This window comes from Bradyrhizobium sp. 44 (assembly GCF_023073095.1).
Taxonomy (GTDB): domain Bacteria; phylum Pseudomonadota; class Alphaproteobacteria; order Rhizobiales; family Xanthobacteraceae; genus Bradyrhizobium.
In genome coordinates this window covers 280,103-296,172 of the sequence record NZ_JADPIY010000014.1, presented here as the reverse complement: position 1 = coordinate 296,172, position 16,070 = coordinate 280,103, and the positions used below count along the sequence as shown (strand labels likewise).

Sequence of the window (16,070 nt, the reverse complement as noted above, 5' to 3'; positions counted from 1 at the left end):
TATATGTGTGATGTCTAAATGGACTGAGGGTGCGAAAAATGATGGCTTAAGCCGCCGTTCGCGCCCGTTCGAACAGGGAGGAAAACGATGAGCTTGCTGGTACGGGCGCTGTCTGCGACGGCGATCTGCGTGGCGCTGACGGTCGGCGCATCCGCTCAGGACGTTCAGGAGCGCACGATCAGGTGGGGACACCTGAACAACACCGATCACCCCGTCAGCTTTGGCGTGCAGAAATTCGCCGAGATCCTGCTGGCGAAGAGCGGGGGCAAGATGAAGGTCCGCGAGTTCGCGGCCTCACAGCTCGGCAACGAGTTGCAGCAGCAATCCGCGCTGCGCGGCGGCACCCAGGAGATGCTCTCGGCCTCGACGACATCACTTGCCACCGTCGTTCCGGAATTCGGTCTGATCGATTTCCCGTTCCTGTTCAACACGACCGAGCAGGCCGATGCTCTCGCGACCGGAAAATTCGGCAAGGCGATGATGGATACGCTGCCGTCGAAGGGGCTTATTGGCCTCGGATATTGGGGCCTGGGCTTCCGCAACGTCACGAACAGCACCCGTCCGATCACCAAGCTCGAGGACTTCAGCGGCCTCAAGCTTCGTGTGATTCCGAATCCGGTCTATCTCGAAAGCTTCAGTGCCTTTAAGGCAAATCCGGTCCCGATGGCTTTCGGTGAGCTGTATTCGGCGCTCGAGACCCGCACCGTCGACGGCCAGGAGAATCCCTACACGGTCATTCTCTCGAACAAGTTCTATGAAGTGCAGAAGTACGTTTCCGCCACCAATCACACTTTCACCCTGAACATCATCCTGGTGAGTAAGATCTTCTGGGACAAGCTGTCGCCAACCGAGCAGGGCCTGATGCGCGAAGCCTATGAAGAAAGCCGCGGCTATCAGAAGGAGCAGACCCGCCTCCAGACCGACAAGGCTCTGGCGGAGCTGCAGGCCAAGGGCATGCAGTACAACGCGATCGCTCCTGAAGAAACGGAGCGCATGCGGAAGGCAGCGCAGCCGGTCGCGGACAAGACGTCGGCCAGCCTTCGTCCCGAGACGGTGAAGCTCTTCAACGAAGAGGTCGAGCGCATCCGCAAGGACGTGAAGTAGTCGACTTCTGCTGTCACGCAGGCGTCGGAGTCGGCCAGTGGTCGGCTCCGCCCCTCATTTGTCCGGACGTCACGCATGGCGCGAGTTCTCGACCTCTATTGCACGTTCCTGAAGGCCGTCATTGCCGCGTGCCTCGCAGTGATGGTGGTCCTGGTCTTCGGCAATGTCGTCCTGCGCTACGGCTTCAACTCCGGAATCACGATTTCCGAAGAGTTGTCGCGCTGGCTGCTGGTCTGGTTGACCTTCCTGGGCGCAATCGTCGCGCTTCGCGAGCACGCCCATCTTGGCGTCGACAGCCTCGTCCGGATGCTGCCGGCCTCTGGCAAGCGCATATGCTTCGTTATCAACTATTGCCTGATGCTGTTTGCCGACTGGCTGCTGCTGTCGGGAAGCTGGCGCCAGACCATTATCAACATTGACGATCGCGCGCCGGCGACCGGTCTCTCGATGGCCATCTTTTACGCGGTCGGCGTGATTTTCGGCGCGTCGGCCGCAGTCATCCTTCTCTACGACCTCGTCCGCGTGCTCACTGGACAGGCGCGCGAATCCGACATGGTGGCCGTCAAGGAATCGGAAGAGCACTGATGTCTCATCGAACCGTGCCAGGCGGCGTCCACATCCAGCAGTCCACCGGGATCGCGTCATGACGATCGCCGTCTTCACCTTCTCGCTGCTGGGCGCCATGGCGCTGGGCATGCCGATCGCCTTTGCGTTGATCGTCTGCGGCGTGGCCCTGATGAGCACGATCGACATGTTCGACGCCCAGATCGTGGCGCAGAATGTTATCAACGGCGCCGACAGCTTTCCGCTGATGGCGATTCCCTTCTTCATGCTCGCGGGCGAGATCATGAACAAGGGAGGGCTGGCCAAGCGTATCGTGAATGTCGCGCTGGTCGCGGTCGGGCATTTCCGTGGCGGGCTCGGCTATGTCACGATCCTTGCCTCCTGCATCCTCGCGTCGCTGTCCGGCTCGGCGGCTGCCGATGCAGCGGCGCTCGCGTCCCTTCTGGTGCCCATGATGGTGGCGGCGGGGCACAAGAAGTCCTATGCAGCGGGCCTCGTGGCGGCGGGCGGCATCATTGCTCCCGTCATCCCGCCCAGCATCGGCTTCGTCATCTTCGGCGTCGCCGCGGGCGTCTCGATCTCGAAACTGTTTTTGGCTGGCATCGTGCCCGGACTGCTGCTCGGCGCAGGGCTCTGTCTGGCCTGGGCGTGGGTAGTGCGGAAAGAGAACCTGACGCCGCCGCCACGGGCCTCGTGGTCGGAGATCGTCAAGGCCGTCGTCGACGGCTTCTGGGCGTTGATGCTGCCGGTCATCATCGTGGTCGGCCTGCGCTTCGGCATCTTCACGCCGACGGAAGCCGCAGTGGTCGTCGCCGTCTATTCGCTGTTTGTCGCGACCTGCGTCTACCGCGAGCTGAAACTGTCGCAGCTCTACGCGATCTTCGTCTCCTCTGCCGTGACGACGAGCATCGTCATGTTCCTGGTCGCTGCGGCGCTGGTATCGTCCTGGCTCATCACCGTGTCCGAGATATCCGCGCAGGTCGTAACCCTGCTGAAGCCCTTCATGGGCAACAACACGCTGCTGATGCTCGCGATCATGGTTGTGGTTGTCATTGTGGGGACGGCGCTCGACATGACACCGACGATCCTCATTCTCACGCCGATCCTGATGCCGATCGTCAAGGCGGCGGGCATCGACCCCGTCTATTTCGGCGTGCTCTTCATCATCAACAATGCGATCGGCCTGATCACGCCACCGGTGGGCATCGTGCTCAATGTCGTCTGCGGCGTCTCCAGGATCAGCATGGAGGATATCATCAAGGGCGTCTGGCCCTTCATGATCGCGCAACTGATCGTCCTGTTCGCGATGGTGCTATTCCCGGGACTGGTGACGATCCCGGCCAAATGGTTTGCCGGCTAGACGCGTCGGCACAAAAGAAGGACAAACGAAAATGGCCGCAAGGATCATGATCCTCAACGGACCCAATCTCAATTTCCTCGGTATCCGCGAGCCTCACATCTACGGCTCGACGACGCTCGATGAGATCGAGGCGAGCTGCAAGGCGCTGGCCGATCAGCTCGGAGTCTCGATGTCGTTCCATCAAACGAACATGGAGGGCGAGCTCGTCAGCCTGATCCAGTCCGCCCATGGTAACGCGGACGCCATCATCATGAATCCCGCGGCCTATTCATTCACCTCGATCGCGCTGATCGATGCGCTGAAGATTTTCGAGGGTGTGAAGATCGAGGTGCATATCTCGAACATCCACGCGCGGGACGAGCTGCACCGCCATTCGATCACGTCGAGTGCCTGCACGGCGGTCATTTGCGGTCTCGGTCCATATGGCTATCTCGCCGCGATGCTCGCGGTCGTCCAACGGTTGGGGCAATTGCCTCAGACCATCGCACCGGCTCTGCACGGGCTTGCGGCCGGCGGCAAGGCGTAAGCATGGAGGGCGCAATGCGCGGCACGGGATTTCTTGCCATCTGGAGCGACGTCGAGGCTCACGACCTGACCGACTACCGGCACTGGCTGACGCGTGAGCACACGACCGAGCGCGTGACGACGAAGGGCTTCCTGGCATCGCGTGTCTTCCGCGCGGCAAGGGACGACATCGACCGCTTCTTTATTCTGTATGAGCTGGAGACGCCGGAGGTCCTCGACGGCGAGGCCTATCTGACGCGCCTCAACGCACCGACGCCGTGGTCCCAGCGCATCATGCCGAAGCTCGGCAATTTCATGCGGGGCGGCGGTGCCATGATCGTGCGGGGAGGGCGGGGCGAGGGCGCCTCGGTCGTGGCGCTCCGGATAGAGATGTTGCCGAAAGATCTCCAGGGTCTGGCTCAGGCGCTCGTTGCGTGCGACGGGGTTGCCGCCGTGCAGATCGGCGCGACTGACGAGGCGCGGACGTCGGTGCGGACGACCGAAAAGGGCATGCGGAAGAACGAGGGCTTCTTCGCGGGGCTTTTGCTGATCGAGGCGCTCGACGTCGCCTCGTTGCAGGCTGCCTTGCAGCGGGCAAGCGAGCTTGCGCCCGACGTCATGGCCGGGGCGAGCGAGCCGGAAGTTTATCAAAGCATGTTTGCGCTCGACGCCCGCATTGCGGATTTCGGTTGACGACAACGTTCTCGCTCGCCGCGCTGACCTGCTCGAGCTTGCGCCGCCTGCTGCTCGACGCCAGATTGGTTTGAATTGCTGGCTGACGTGGCATCCCGATACCCGCGGAACGCGCCGCGTCGGGAGTGCACCGCTTCATCGCGGGGTCCGCAAAAGGCGGCGACGGCGGCTTCGTTCGAGCTCGCGTGATCGCCGCTCCGAACTAGGAACTCTTGCGCACCATCGAGGCTTGACTCAGCGGGCCAGCGTCGCCGCCGATTTGCTGGCCTGCACGGCCCCGCCTCCAAGCCCCCATACCCCCCAGGGTGGGGCCGTGTCTCTTCGCAGGAGATGCAATGCCTGAGCCGACCGATCACGACATCAGAGAACGTGCGCACTGGCTTTGGGAGCGAGCTGGCAAGCCGGAAGGCCGCGAGGAAGAGTTCTGGCACGCGGCCGAGCAGGAGTTGCGCAACGAGGACAAGTCGAACCCAATGCGGACGCCGGATACGCTGTGACCGACAAGAGATGCCCATTCTGCCACGGTTTGGGATGGGTCTGCGAAAACCATCCGCTCCGCGCCTGGAGCGAGGAATTGGGCGGCTGCCGCTGCGGTGAGGGCATGCCCTGCACCTGCAACGTGACGGAAGATCCCGAAACAAGAGCAGTGATCGTCGATGCCGACACGACGTGGCACTAGCAATACCTGGCATTGAAGGCGGAACAGAGCCTTCCAGCAGGAATTGAGGTTGTGAGCAGCACGGGCTGCGACGCAGGCCCGTGGCTACGGCGGGGTTTGCGGTGGACGAGCGGCAAAAGATAGAGCACCAGATCGAACTCGCAACGCGAGCGGCAGCCCTTGTCAAAGACGAAACCACCGTCCAGCGATTCAAGAACTTCGCCGAGGAGCTGAAGCAAAAGCTGCTTCGCATGATGCGGCGCGGCAAGGTACGAGCGCGCGCGTACGAGCTCTGGGAGCAAGCCGGTCGTCCGGTCGATCGGGACGTGGAGTTTTGGGTCCAGGCCGAACGGCAGATCGAAGAAGAGCGCGATCAGCGGAGGCCCTCGGAAACCTCAGACAAACGGTAGAAGTTCCGGTAGCCACATCGGCAGCGAACAAGCTTCGGCCGCGCGTTCCTGGACAGAGAAAAAGCCGCCGAGTTCTTCACCCTGGCGGCTTCAAGAGTCCGTAGCTGTTGGTCGCTTCTCCAGCCTGGTGCGTACCGCCGTTACCTTGTTTGCGGCCATGCAAGATCATTCTAGGCCGAGGCGCTCGATTCTGCTGTGACCTGAAGCACACATTGAAAGGGTGATATCGGGAAGCTTGCGAGGGCACCGACTTTGATGGGACTGCTCCGTCATGCTTTACGCGCCGGCCGCGACACCCAGGCGGCCGATGCCTGGAAGCTTCAGCGCGGGGCGGCGGATGTCGAGGCCGAGCACCGCGCCGAGGAAATTGATCTCGACCCCTTCGACCCAGCCGATGGTCATGCCGAGATAGCCCGACAGCGAGGCGTAGAGCCCGGTGCCGGACGCCGTGATGCCGGCCCAGCGTCCGCTGTAGGGAAAGTCCTTGCCGATGGCGGTCGGCGGCAGCACCGCGCGCAGCTCGGGAACGACGTCCAGCGCGGCCTGCACGAAGGTGTTGGAATTCGGTCCCGGCCAGGCACTGTAGTCGCCATAGGCGCGGAACTTGTAATTCTCGATGACGGAACGGATCTTGGGAATTAGCGCTTCGGCCCGCGCGCCGTCGACGGCGACGACGGTTTCCGGGAGGGCGCCGAACCAGCGGCCGTCGGGGGCAAAGCCGTTGCTACGAATCGGGTCGCCCCAGGCCGTGTAGTCGTATCGGCTGTAAGTGGCGGCGCCCTTCTCCTTGACGACGATCCAGGTGTGGACGGCAAAAATACTGCGCCAGCGCACCGTGCGCGCGGCGAACACGCGGATCAGCGCGTCGGGATTGGCGGATGCGGGCGGCAGCAGGCCGGCACTGGAGCGATCCGCCGTCTGCCAATTGCCGCGGCCGTCGCCGCGCAAATAATAGCGGCCGGCCGACACGCCGATCGGCAGGAAGATCAGCAGCAGGAACAGAATCAAGGATTTCCTCAAAGGCCAACGGCGGTCAGGCGGGACGATGTCACCAATATAGTTCGCAAGGCACGCGGCGCCAGCGCTCTCCTGCTCTTGCATTCGGGTGGTGCGGCCATATGTTGCGTCCATGAGAAAGTTGTCGCTCGTCGAGGACCAGGCCATCCAGGCGCGAATCGCGTACATCGCGGGCGCCGAGATTTTCGATCGCCTCTTCGCCGGCATCCGGTTCGACGAAATCGACGGCAATCTGCTGTTTGCCATTGCCAGCGACGAAGACTGCGCAGCCGAGATCGAGGACGAGTTCTCGCACCAGCTCGCTGTGGTCGCAACGCATATCCTCGCGCAGAGCGTGGACGTGGTCGTGGTGCTGCCGAAGGTCCTGCAATAGCTGCCTGCCGGTTAGCCTTCTGCCCGTTCAGGCCGCTTGCCTTTACCCCCTGTCTCTGCTTTTCAACGCAATTGCAAAATTGTAATGACGTCATTGGGCGCTCAGGCCCGAGGTGCGTTATCGACGGAGCTCGACGGGAGGGCTCGTCCTCGCTCGCCTCTATTTGCGAAACAAAGTTGGATACACATTGGCGCCCACCAGGAAAGCCCGGGCCACGACCGGCGCGATAAAGACAAAAAGCAAGAGCTCGAAAAGCAAAGGCTCGATAAGCAAGAGCGCGAAAAGCAAGAGTTCGAAGAGCACGAGTTCGAAAAGCACGAGCTCGACAAGCAAGCGCCCGGACAAGAGCGCCTCGCGTTCCGCGGTCGCCTCCTCATCGCCGCTCGGCATGCTGGCGCTGCATCTGCTCGATCACTGGGAGAAGTCCGGCCGCGACGGCCTCGTCTTCCTCTGCGATGACGAGAGCAGGGCAGAGCGGCTGGGCGGCGTAATCCACGCCCTCGATCCCTCGGTCGACGTGCTGGTGTTTCCGCGCCTGAACACGCTGCCCTTCGACGGCCTCGAGCCCTCCCGCGAGATCGCGGGCCGGCGCAGCTCGGTGCTGCGGCGTCTCGCCAAGGCAAAGAAACCCGTCTTCCTGGTGTCGACCGCAGAAGCGATCATGGAACGGCTGCCGCTGCCGGCGAGCTGGTCGCGGTCGAGCCTCACGCTGAAGGTGGGCGCACCCTATTCCGGGCCCGAGCTGGAGACGCGGCTGGAAGCTCTCGGCTACGATCTCGACGAAGAGGCGGAGTATCCGGGCGGCGTCCTGTTCCATGGCAAGACGTTCGAAGTGTTTCCCGCCGGCGCGCTCGCTCCCTTCCGGATCGAGCATTCCGGAGACACGATCCGCAAGATCGTCGCGGTCGATCCCATCGAGCACGAGGTCGTCTACGAGACCGCCGAATTGATCATCGATCCCATGTCCGAAAGGATCGCGCTGGGAGCTACGCGCGGACAACGGGCGACGCTACCTGATTATTGCAGCCGCGCGCGATGGATCGCGGATGCCGGGGTATCGGCCCACGCCGAGAGCTGGCTGGGCACGATCGAGGACGCCGCCGGCCGCAGGGACGCGGAGCGCGAGTATCTGGGGCAGGCGGACTGGAAGCAGCTGAAGAAGCGCATCAGCGTGCTGCCGCGCAAGGCCGCCTTCATCTCGACGCCGGAGTTCTCGAAGCTGGCTTCGCCGCGCAAGGCGCTTCGCGCCTTTGTCGCCGATATGCAGCGCGGCGGATCGCGGCTGCTGTTCGTCGCCGCCGTCGAGGATGACCTTCGCGCGATGGAGCGCATGAGCGGCATCAAAGCGGAGCGCCTGGCCGATTGGAGCGAGGTGACGAAGGCACGGAGCCGCGAAGGCGCGCTGCTGGCCGATTTCGACGCGGGGTTCATTGGCGCCGGCCGCAAGCCGCTTGTCGTCGTGACCGCGTCCGACGTGCTCGGCAGCCGGGCCCATCATCCCCAGCCGATGGCGCGCGCCTGGAACCCGGCGTTCGATCATCCCGACGTGCCCGAAAAGGGCGCCGCCATTGTCCATCTGCAACGCGGGCTCGCTGTGCTTGACGGCTTGCAGACCCTGGACATGGGCAAGGGATCGCGACGTGAGATGATCAGGCTCAAATTCGCGGGCGACAATGCCGTGCTCGTACCGCCGTCCGATCTTGCCGTGATCTGGCCTTATGCCGGCGAGCCCGGCAAGCTGACGCTGGACAAGGCGGACGGCAGCAGCTGGTGGGCGCGGCGCACCGAGGCGGAAGCGGAAATCCAGGTCGCCGCCAAGGCGCTCGCCAAACACATCAGCCAGCGCCTCCGCCGTCGCGCACCCAAGCTGGTGCCGCCGGGGCCGGCTTACGAAAAATTCGTCGCACGGTTCCCCTATTTCACGACAGTGGACCAGGGCCAGGCGATTCAAGACGTCCTCGACGATCTTGCGGCGGGCCATCCCATGGACAGGGTGATCTGCGGTGACGTCGGCTTCGGCAAGACCGAGGTCGCGCTGCGAGCGGCAGCCGCCGTGGCGCTGTCGGGCAAGCAGGTGGCGATCGCGGCGCCGACCACAGTGCTGGCGCGGCAGCATGTCGAAACCTTCCGCAAACGGTTCGGCCCTCTCGGCATCGAGGTGGGAAGCCTCTCGCGGGCCAGTTCAGGCCCGGAGACGCGAGAGACCAAGGAGGGGCTGCGGCGCGGCACGCTGAAAGTCGTGGTCGGCACGCAGGCGCTTGCGGCAAAGGACGTGAAGTTCGCCGATCTTGGCCTCGTCATCATCGACGAAGAGCAGCATTTCGGGGCGGCGGAGAAGGCGAAGCTTTCAGGGCTCGCCAAGGGGGCTCATTCGCTGTGGATGAGCGCCACGCCGATTCCGCGCACGCTCGCGGCGGGACTTGCCGGCTTCAGGGATCTTAGCGTGATTGCCTCGCCGCCGGTTCATCGCCTTCCCATCGTGACCAGGATCGCGCCGCTGTCGGACGCTGCCATTGCCGCCGCGCTGCTCCGCGAGCGCAGGCGGCATGGTCAGAGCTTCCTGATCTGCCCGCGCATCCAGGATCTGGAGCCGATGCTGGCCCGTGTGCAATCGGTGGCGCCGGAGCTGCGCATCGTCTGCCTTCACGGCAGACTGCCCGTGGACGAGATCGACGACCGCATGATGAGTTTCGTCGATGGCGAGGCGGATGTGCTGCTGGCGACCAATATCGTGGAAAGCGGTCTCGATATTCCACGCGCGAACACCATCGTGGTGTGCTGGCCCGAAAAGTTCGGGCTTGCACAGCTGCATCAGCTCAGGGGACGGGTGGGACGCGGCGGCACGCGCGCGTTTGCTCATTTGCTGACGGAATCGACCTCGGAGCAGTCCGAGAAACGTCTGGCGGTGCTAGAGGAGTTCAGCAAGCCGGGTGCCGGCTTTGCGATCAGCGAGCGCGACCTCGACCTTAGGGGCGCCGGCGATCTGTTTTCGGAACAGCAGTCCGGGCACGTCCAGGTGTTCGGACCCGTGCTCTACAGTCATCTGCTGAAGCGGGCGTCCGAGCGAGGCAGCGATACCGGCGCCGATCTGTGGGTCCCCGATCTCAATATGCCGTTGGCCGACATGCTGCCTGAAGGCTACGTGCAATCGGAAGCGGTCCGGCTCGAGATCTATGGCCGCGCTGCCAGGTGCCGAAGCGACGACGATCTGGAAGACCTGGAGGAGGAGATCTCGCGTCGTTTCGGCAGACTGCCGCCGGAGGCCCGCGACTTCTTCGCATCCGCCAGGCTCCGGATCGATTGCAAACGGCGCGGCATCGTCAGGCTCGATGTCGGGCCCGAGGCCGTCGCCGCGACGTTCCTGCCAGGGCGGCTGCGGAAATTCAGGGGGAAGTCGGAGGGCCAATTGCTGCAGCGCGACGGCGACCGCGTCGTCTACGCCGGTCGCCGTGATCAGGACCCGTTCAAACGCGTCGAGGAATTCCTCGAACCCCTCGACGCCTAGGGATCATTCGGTCTGCTCGACCGCCGCGGGCATTTTCGCCACCGACATCAGCGAGCGGGCCACCTGGTTGAGGAGTTGGTCGGCGTTCTCCTCCTCGGCCAGCGATTTCGACAGCAGGGCGACGATCGCACTGTGGCGCAGCTGCTGGGCGAGGTTGCGCGCAGTAGTGTAGCCTGCGATCTCGTAATGCTCGACGCGTTGCGCTGCGCCGATCAGGGCGAGGTCGGCCGCCGCGTCCTCCTTGTCCTCGCCCTCGGCCATGACTTCCTGGCCCTCCTCGACGAGGCCCATCATGCCCTTGCAGGGCTTGGCGCGGGCGGATTTACCGAGCATTTCGAAGCATTCGTTGATGCGCTCGACCTGCGCTTCGGTCTCGGCGAGGTGCTGCTCAAACAGCTCACGCAATTGGTCGAAGCGGGCGGCCTCCGCCATCTTGGGAAGCGCCTTGGTCAATTGCTTCTCGGCATGCAGGATATCGCGCAGCTCGTTGATGAGCAGATCGCCCAGACCGGCTTCGTCTGCGGGTGGCGAACTCTCGGTGACGATGGCCGAGGCCGGACCCGGTTCGCCCGCCTGAATCGCCGGCGACTCCGTGAAGACCCAGTCGCCGCCCTCGTTCCACGGTCCGCGCGTGTCGATCTCGCCATGATCACCGGCGCCGGTAGAATCGTTGAAGAACTGATCCACGAGGCCGGGCGTCGGGGCGATGCGGCCGATGCTGAACGCCGGCTTGCCCATGCTCTCGAGCGCGAGCGCGAACGCCTTCATGTGCGTGATCTCGCGGGTCATCAGGAACTGCAGCGCGTCCTTGCTGCCGGCGTCGTCGCAGAAATTGATCAGCCGCTCGTAGACGATCTTGGCCCGCGCCTCTGCGGCGATGTTGCTGCGCAGATCGACGTCGAGCTCGCCGGTGATCTTCAGGTAGTCGGCGGTCCAGGCATTGCCCTGGGAGTTGAAGAGATTGACCCCGCCGCCGCCGGCGATGGCGATGAGGGGATCGGCTTCGGCAGCCTGGCGGTCGAATTTCGACGGCTTGAGATGCATCCGCGCCAGCGTGCCGACCACTTCCAGATGGCTGAGCTCTTCGGTGCCGATGTCCATCAGCAGGTCCTTGCGATCGGGATCCTCGCAGTTCAATCCCTGGATCGAGTACTGCATCGCGGCAGCGAGCTCGCCATTGGCGCCGCCGAACTGCTCCAGCAGCATGTTGCCGAAGCGGGGATCCGGCTCGTCGACACGCACGGTGAACATCAGCTTCTTGACATGGTGATACATGGAAGGACTCTCGGATTGGAAGGACAGGAAAGAAGATGTCTTCCGAACGGGCGGCTTCAGCGTTCGTTCCTCGCGAAACGACCTGCGCCGATGATGTCAGGCGCAGGTCGTTCGAAGTCGATCGGCAGGATTTCGGGCGGGTTCGTTCAGCGTTGATCCGGACGCTTGGCAGGCGGCCCGCTCTTGTTGCCCGGTGCGCCCTGAATATGCGCCGGATCCTGCGATTGCACGGCGGTATTGCCAGTGGAGCTCGTCGAGCTCGATCCGACGGTCTCACCAGGCTTGGCGGTCGGCCCGTTCTTGTTGCCGGGCTGTCCGGCAATGCCGGCTCCCGAATTCTGTGCGCTCGGCGCGGACGAAACGTCAGGCTTGCTGGCCTGCGCCCAGGCTGCTGCAGGCAGCGCGAGAGCGGCGAGGATAACGGCACCTGTGAACTTCATCTCGGTGTTCTCCGACTGATGCCCCATCTACTCGAACGCCGGTGACCTGCGGGCGTTCCCTGTCTCATCAAGTCGAAAACGTCTTCTCGCACTATCATGGCGAACTATCCCGGCAGCGGCGCCTCCACGACGTCCAGCAGCGCGCCGAGGCCTTGGCGCAGGCGCCGCGTGGCGATGCTCTCGGTCGCGAGGCCGAATACCACGAGGGATCGCCCGGTCATCGCATAAACATGCCCGAATTCGAATGCGGGCATCTGCCCCTCCGGTTGATTGGTGTCGATCAATCCGATCCAGCTGCGTCCCTCGGCGACCGCGGGCAAGGTGAAATTGACGACGTCGTGATGAGCATTGTAGATCAGCAGCATGGTTGCGTCCGAACCGCGGCGCTTGATCCCGGTCTCCTGGGCGCGGCCGTCGAGCAGCAAAGCGAAACATTTGGCGTTGCCGTCCTGCCACTGCTCCGTCGTCATTTCCTCTCCGGACGGCGCGAGCCACGTCACGTCCTTGACGTCCAGCTCTTCGTTGTGGGAGCCGACCAGGAAGCGGCTGCGGTAGAGAATCGGAAATGCCTTGCGCGTCGCGATCAGCTTGCGGGTGAATTCGCGAAGGCTGCGACCGTTCGCGGTGATGCCCATCCAGTCGAGCCATGTGGTCTCGTTGTCCTGGGCGTACGCGTTGTTGTTGCCGTGCTGGGTGTGTCCAAATTCGTCGCCGGCTAGCAGCATGGGCGTGCCGTGGGACAACAGCATGGTTGCCAGCAGATTGCGCTTCTGGCGCTCGCGCAGCGCAATGATCTCCGGATCGTCCGTTGGTCCCTCGGCGCCGCAGTTCCAGGAGTGATTGTTGCTGTGGCCGTCGCGATTGTCCTCGCCATTGGCCTCGTTGTGCTTGTCGTTGAACGAAACGAGGTCGTTGAGATTGAAACCGTCATGGGCGGTGACGAAGTTGACGCTGGCCCATGGCCGACGGCCGCGCTTGTTGAAGAGATCGCCGGATCCAGACACGCGCTTGGCGAAATCCGCGATCGAACCCTCGTCGCCTTTCCAGAAAGCGCGCACGGTGTCTCTGAATTTGTCGTTCCACTCCGCCCATCCCGGCGGAAACTGACCGACCTGATAGCCGCCCGGACCGATGTCCCAGGGCTCGGCGATCAGCTTGACGCTGGAGAGCACGGGGTCCTGGCGGCATGCATCGAGAAAGCCGCCGCCTTCGTCAAACCCGTAGGGCTCCCGTGCCAGGATGGTGGCGAGGTCGAAACGGAAGCCGTCGACTCGCATCTCGGTCGCCCAGTAGCGTAGGGAATCCGCGACCAGTTGCAGCACGCGCGGGTGCGACAGGTTCACCGTATTCCCGGTACCGGTGTCGTTGATGTAATAGCGCCGCTGGTCCGGCAGCAGGCGGTAATAGCTGGCGTTGTCGATGCCCTTGAATGACAGCGTCGGACCGAGTTCGTTTCCTTCCGCGGTGTGATTGTAGACGACGTCGAGGATGACCTCGATGCCATGGGCGTGGAACTGGTTGACCATGGTCTTGAATTCGTTCGCGAACGGCGTCTTGAGGTAACGCGGCTCCGGCGCAAAGAAGGCAAGGGAGTTGTAGCCCCAGTAGTTGCGCAGGCCTTTCTCGACCAGATAGCTGTCGTCGACGAAGGCATGGATCGGCAGCAATTCTGCGCTGGTGATGCCGAGTGATCGCAAATAAGCCGGGACTTCCGAATGCGCGAGACCGGAGAACGTGCCGCGGTCCGCGTCTGGCACCAGCGGATGCAGCTGGGTAAAGCCCTTGACGTGCGTCTCGTAGACGATCGTCCGCTCCCACGGCACTTCCGGTTTGCGCGCGGCGCCCCAGGTGAACGCCGGGTCGATGACGCGGCATTTCTGCATCAAGGGCGCGCTGTCGCGTTCGTCGTAGGAGAGATCCTTGTCGGCATGGTCGAGCTGGTAGCCGAACAGCTCCGGTCCCCAGCGCAACCGGCCGACCAGCTGCTTGGCGTAGGGATCGAGCACGAGCTTGTTGGGATTGAAGCGGTGTCCCGCGTCGGGTTCGTAGGGGCCATGGACGCGGTAGCCGTAGACGGTGCCGGGACGGGCCGCGGGCAAATAGCCGTGCCAGACTTCGTCGGTATATTCCGGGAGTTCGATCCGCTCCAGTTCGGTCTCGCCGTCGTCGTCAAACAGGCAAAGCTCGACCTTGGTGGCATGGGCCGAAAACAGCGCGAAATTGACGCCGAGCCCATCCCAGGTGGCGCCGAGCGGAAACGGCTTGCCCTCGCTGATGCGGGAGCGGCGCAGGCTCGAGGCCGCCCGCGTCAGGGCGTCGTCTGAATGTACTGTTTGATCCATCGTTCCCCGTACAGCCCTTCAACAATTTGGTGCACTTGCTCTCACTTGCGCGTCGCCCGTTCGCCGGCCGTCGCAGAAGTAATCACGGCGACAGGAGGCACATCGTCTGGCTTGGGCAGCGTGGTTGCCCTTTGCAGCGCCGCCTCCTTGCTGATCGCCGCAATCGAGTTGCCGATCCGCTCCACGATGCTGGTCAGCTCCGCATCGGATAGCCCGAGACGCTTTCTGACGAGGCGCACCTGAGTAGGGTCGGCCAAGTCGAGTTTGTTGCGGATCGGCTGCGGCTTCGAGTGGCGCATGTCGAAAACTCCTGTGTAGAGTTGCAACCACCCCTCAGGCGATTCCGTTCCTTGCTCGTCTGCAGTTACCCGTCTAGATCGAGGATTTGTAGATTTCTGCGTAAGACTTGGCCGACTGTGTCCAGGTAAAGGCCTGTGCCATGGCCGCGCGGCGCATGTGATCGAGCCGGTCCTTCATGCCGAAGGTGGAAAAGGCCCGGCAAAGGCTTCCAAGGAAGCCGGGCGCCGACGCGCGGTCAAACAGGAAGCCGGTCTCGCCGTCCACGATCGTCTCGGCGAGCCCGCCGGTGCGATGGCCGATCGGCAGCGAGCCGAAGCGCTGGGCGTACATCTGGCTCAGCCCGCAGGGTTCGAAGCGCGACGGCATCAGGGTAAAGTCGCTGCCGGCGAATATCTTTCGTGCCTCGGCGTCGTCGAAGCCGATCTTCACGCCGATCGAGCGCGGCGCGCGCACCTGCGCCTGCAGCAGCGCCTCCTCGAATTGCGGTTCGCCCTTGCCTGTCACGACAATCTGGCCGCCGGCGTCGATGATCGCTTGCGCACTCTCGATGACGAGGTCGACGCCCTTCTGGTGCACCAGACGCGCCACGAGCGCGAACAGGGGACCTCTCGAGACCGCCAGCCCGAACTGTTCCCTGACATCGTCGGCGTTCAATGATCGTTCGGCCCAGTCACCGGCGCCGAACGGCTGGAACAGCGAGGAGCAGGTGCGCGGATCCCAGCTCTCGTCGATTCCGTTTAAAATGCCCGAAAGCTGGTTGCGATCGGCCCGTTGCCGCAACAGCCCTTCGAGACCGCAGCCGAACTCGGCCGTGGTGATCTCGCGGGCATAGGTCTGACTGACGGTCGTCAGGTGGGAAGCGTAGACCAGGCCGGCCTTGATGAAGGACAGGCGATTGTAGAATTCCACGCCGTCGATATTGAAGCTCGCCTCGGGAATCCCCAGCGGCGCGAGCGAGCTGCGGTCGAAGACGCCTTGATAGGCCAGATTGTGGATCGTGAACACAGTCGGAATGTGCGCGTAGTGCCATTCCAGATAGCCGGGGATCAGTGCACATTGCCAGTCATTGGCATGGACGAGATCGGCGGCCCAATCCTTGTCGACCAATCCTCTCGCGACCTGCGCTGCGGCATAAGAGAAGGTTGCGAACCGGACATTGTTGTCGCCCCAATCAGCTCCGCGGCCATCGGCATAGGGCGTGCCGTCTCGTTCGTACAACGCCGGGCACCGGACGACGTAATAGGTCATGCCGTCGGCGGTATGCCCAAGATCGATGGCAAAGGCCGGAAGGGCCGCGAAAGGTTGGCATCGTCCGACGGTCGTAAGGTCTTGTAATCCGCGCAGGACGGCCGGGTAGCCGGGGATGATGACGCGGACGTCGGCAAAGTCGCGCAAGGCGCGCGGGAGAGCCGCCGAGACGGCGGCAAGTCCACCCACTTGAATGAAGTCTGATACTTCGGGCGTCGCGAAAAGGATCCGCATGCGTCACGCCGCCCGGCCCGAGGAACACCACTGGCCTCTGCCA

16 protein-coding genes are annotated in these 16,070 nt (G+C 63.4%); 9 read left to right on the top strand and 7 right to left on the bottom strand.

All coding sequences use genetic code 11. The features are described from left to right. Nucleotides 1–87 precede the first annotated feature (87 nt). The 7 genes from IVB41_RS12210 (at nucleotide 88) to IVB41_RS12180 (ending at nucleotide 5,293) form a co-directional block, all read left to right on the top strand. Entirely contained in the window at nucleotides 88–1,104 is a 1,017-nt protein-coding gene (locus IVB41_RS12210) for a TRAP transporter substrate-binding protein (RefSeq protein ID WP_027570442.1), read from the top strand. Between the two features lie 75 nt (nucleotides 1,105–1,179). After that, nucleotides 1,180–1,689 (top strand): TRAP transporter small permease, encoded by a 510-nt coding sequence (locus tag IVB41_RS12205; protein WP_027570443.1) that lies wholly within the window; start codon nucleotides 1,180–1,182, stop codon nucleotides 1,687–1,689. A gap of 58 nt (nucleotides 1,690–1,747) precedes the next feature. Beyond that, entirely contained in the window at nucleotides 1,748–3,028 is a 1,281-nt protein-coding gene (locus IVB41_RS12200) for a TRAP transporter large permease (RefSeq protein WP_027570444.1), read from the top strand. A 31-nt stretch (nucleotides 3,029–3,059) separates the two neighbouring features. Continuing rightward, a complete protein-coding gene (locus IVB41_RS12195; RefSeq protein WP_247431337.1) occupies nucleotides 3,060–3,554 on the top strand; it encodes a type II 3-dehydroquinate dehydratase in 495 nt (164 codons plus the stop codon). Between the two features lie 14 nt (nucleotides 3,555–3,568). Beyond that, entirely contained in the window at nucleotides 3,569–4,225 is a 657-nt protein-coding gene (locus tag IVB41_RS12190) for a hypothetical protein (RefSeq protein WP_027570446.1), read from the top strand. A gap of 335 nt (nucleotides 4,226–4,560) precedes the next feature. Next, a complete protein-coding gene (locus IVB41_RS12185) occupies nucleotides 4,561–4,722 on the top strand; it encodes a DUF2934 domain-containing protein (RefSeq protein WP_247358340.1) in 162 nt (53 codons plus the stop codon). Nucleotides 4,723–5,005: 283 nt separating this feature from the next. Next, nucleotides 5,006–5,293: a DUF2934 domain-containing protein gene (locus IVB41_RS12180; RefSeq protein WP_247431333.1), complete on the top strand. Its 288-nt coding sequence runs from the start codon at nucleotides 5,006–5,008 to the stop codon at nucleotides 5,291–5,293. Nucleotides 5,294–5,569: 276 nt separating this feature from the next. Here the strand turns inward: IVB41_RS12180 and IVB41_RS12175 are convergent, their stop codons facing one another. Continuing rightward, nucleotides 5,570–6,301, bottom strand: a complete 732-nt coding sequence (locus tag IVB41_RS12175) for a DUF3750 domain-containing protein (RefSeq protein ID WP_247431329.1) — start codon at nucleotides 6,299–6,301, stop codon at nucleotides 5,570–5,572. 121 nt (nucleotides 6,302–6,422) lie between these two features. Between IVB41_RS12175 and IVB41_RS12170 the strand changes: the two genes are divergently transcribed. After that, a complete protein-coding gene (locus tag IVB41_RS12170; RefSeq protein ID WP_007595982.1) occupies nucleotides 6,423–6,683 on the top strand; it encodes a hypothetical protein in 261 nt (86 codons plus the stop codon). A 159-nt stretch (nucleotides 6,684–6,842) separates the two neighbouring features. Here the strand turns inward: IVB41_RS12170 and IVB41_RS12165 are convergent, their stop codons facing one another. After that, nucleotides 6,843–7,073 (bottom strand): hypothetical protein, encoded by a 231-nt coding sequence (locus tag IVB41_RS12165; RefSeq protein WP_247431326.1) that lies wholly within the window; start codon nucleotides 7,071–7,073, stop codon nucleotides 6,843–6,845. Here IVB41_RS12165 and IVB41_RS12160 point away from each other — a divergent pair. Beyond that, complete coding sequence (locus IVB41_RS12160; protein ID WP_247431322.1) at nucleotides 7,072–10,188, top strand: DEAD/DEAH box helicase; 3,117 nt, start codon at nucleotides 7,072–7,074, stop codon at nucleotides 10,186–10,188. The two genes, IVB41_RS12165 and IVB41_RS12160, sit on opposite strands and share 2 nt — an antisense overlap. 3 nt (nucleotides 10,189–10,191) lie before the next feature. On the opposite strand, the gene IVB41_RS12155 is transcribed toward IVB41_RS12160, so the two are convergent. The 5 genes from IVB41_RS12155 to glgA form a co-directional block, all read right to left on the bottom strand. Next, nucleotides 10,192–11,463, bottom strand: a complete 1,272-nt coding sequence (locus IVB41_RS12155) for a DUF892 family protein (protein WP_027570451.1) — start codon at nucleotides 11,461–11,463, stop codon at nucleotides 10,192–10,194. Nucleotides 11,464–11,609: 146 nt separating this feature from the next. Beyond that, nucleotides 11,610–11,903: a hypothetical protein gene (locus IVB41_RS12150; protein WP_027570452.1), complete on the bottom strand. Its 294-nt coding sequence runs from the start codon at nucleotides 11,901–11,903 to the stop codon at nucleotides 11,610–11,612. Nucleotides 11,904–12,007: 104 nt separating this feature from the next. Continuing rightward, on the bottom strand, nucleotides 12,008–14,245 hold the full coding sequence (glgX, locus tag IVB41_RS12145) for a glycogen debranching protein GlgX (protein ID WP_247431317.1): 2,238 nt from the start codon (nucleotides 14,243–14,245) through the stop codon (nucleotides 12,008–12,010). A gap of 41 nt (nucleotides 14,246–14,286) precedes the next feature. Further along, complete coding sequence (locus IVB41_RS12140) at nucleotides 14,287–14,544, bottom strand: DUF3606 domain-containing protein (protein ID WP_247431314.1); 258 nt, start codon at nucleotides 14,542–14,544, stop codon at nucleotides 14,287–14,289. Between the two features lie 73 nt (nucleotides 14,545–14,617). Further along, a complete protein-coding gene (gene glgA / locus IVB41_RS12135; RefSeq protein ID WP_247431311.1) occupies nucleotides 14,618–16,027 on the bottom strand; it encodes a glycogen synthase GlgA in 1,410 nt (469 codons plus the stop codon). Nucleotides 16,028–16,070: the final 43 nt, after the last annotated feature.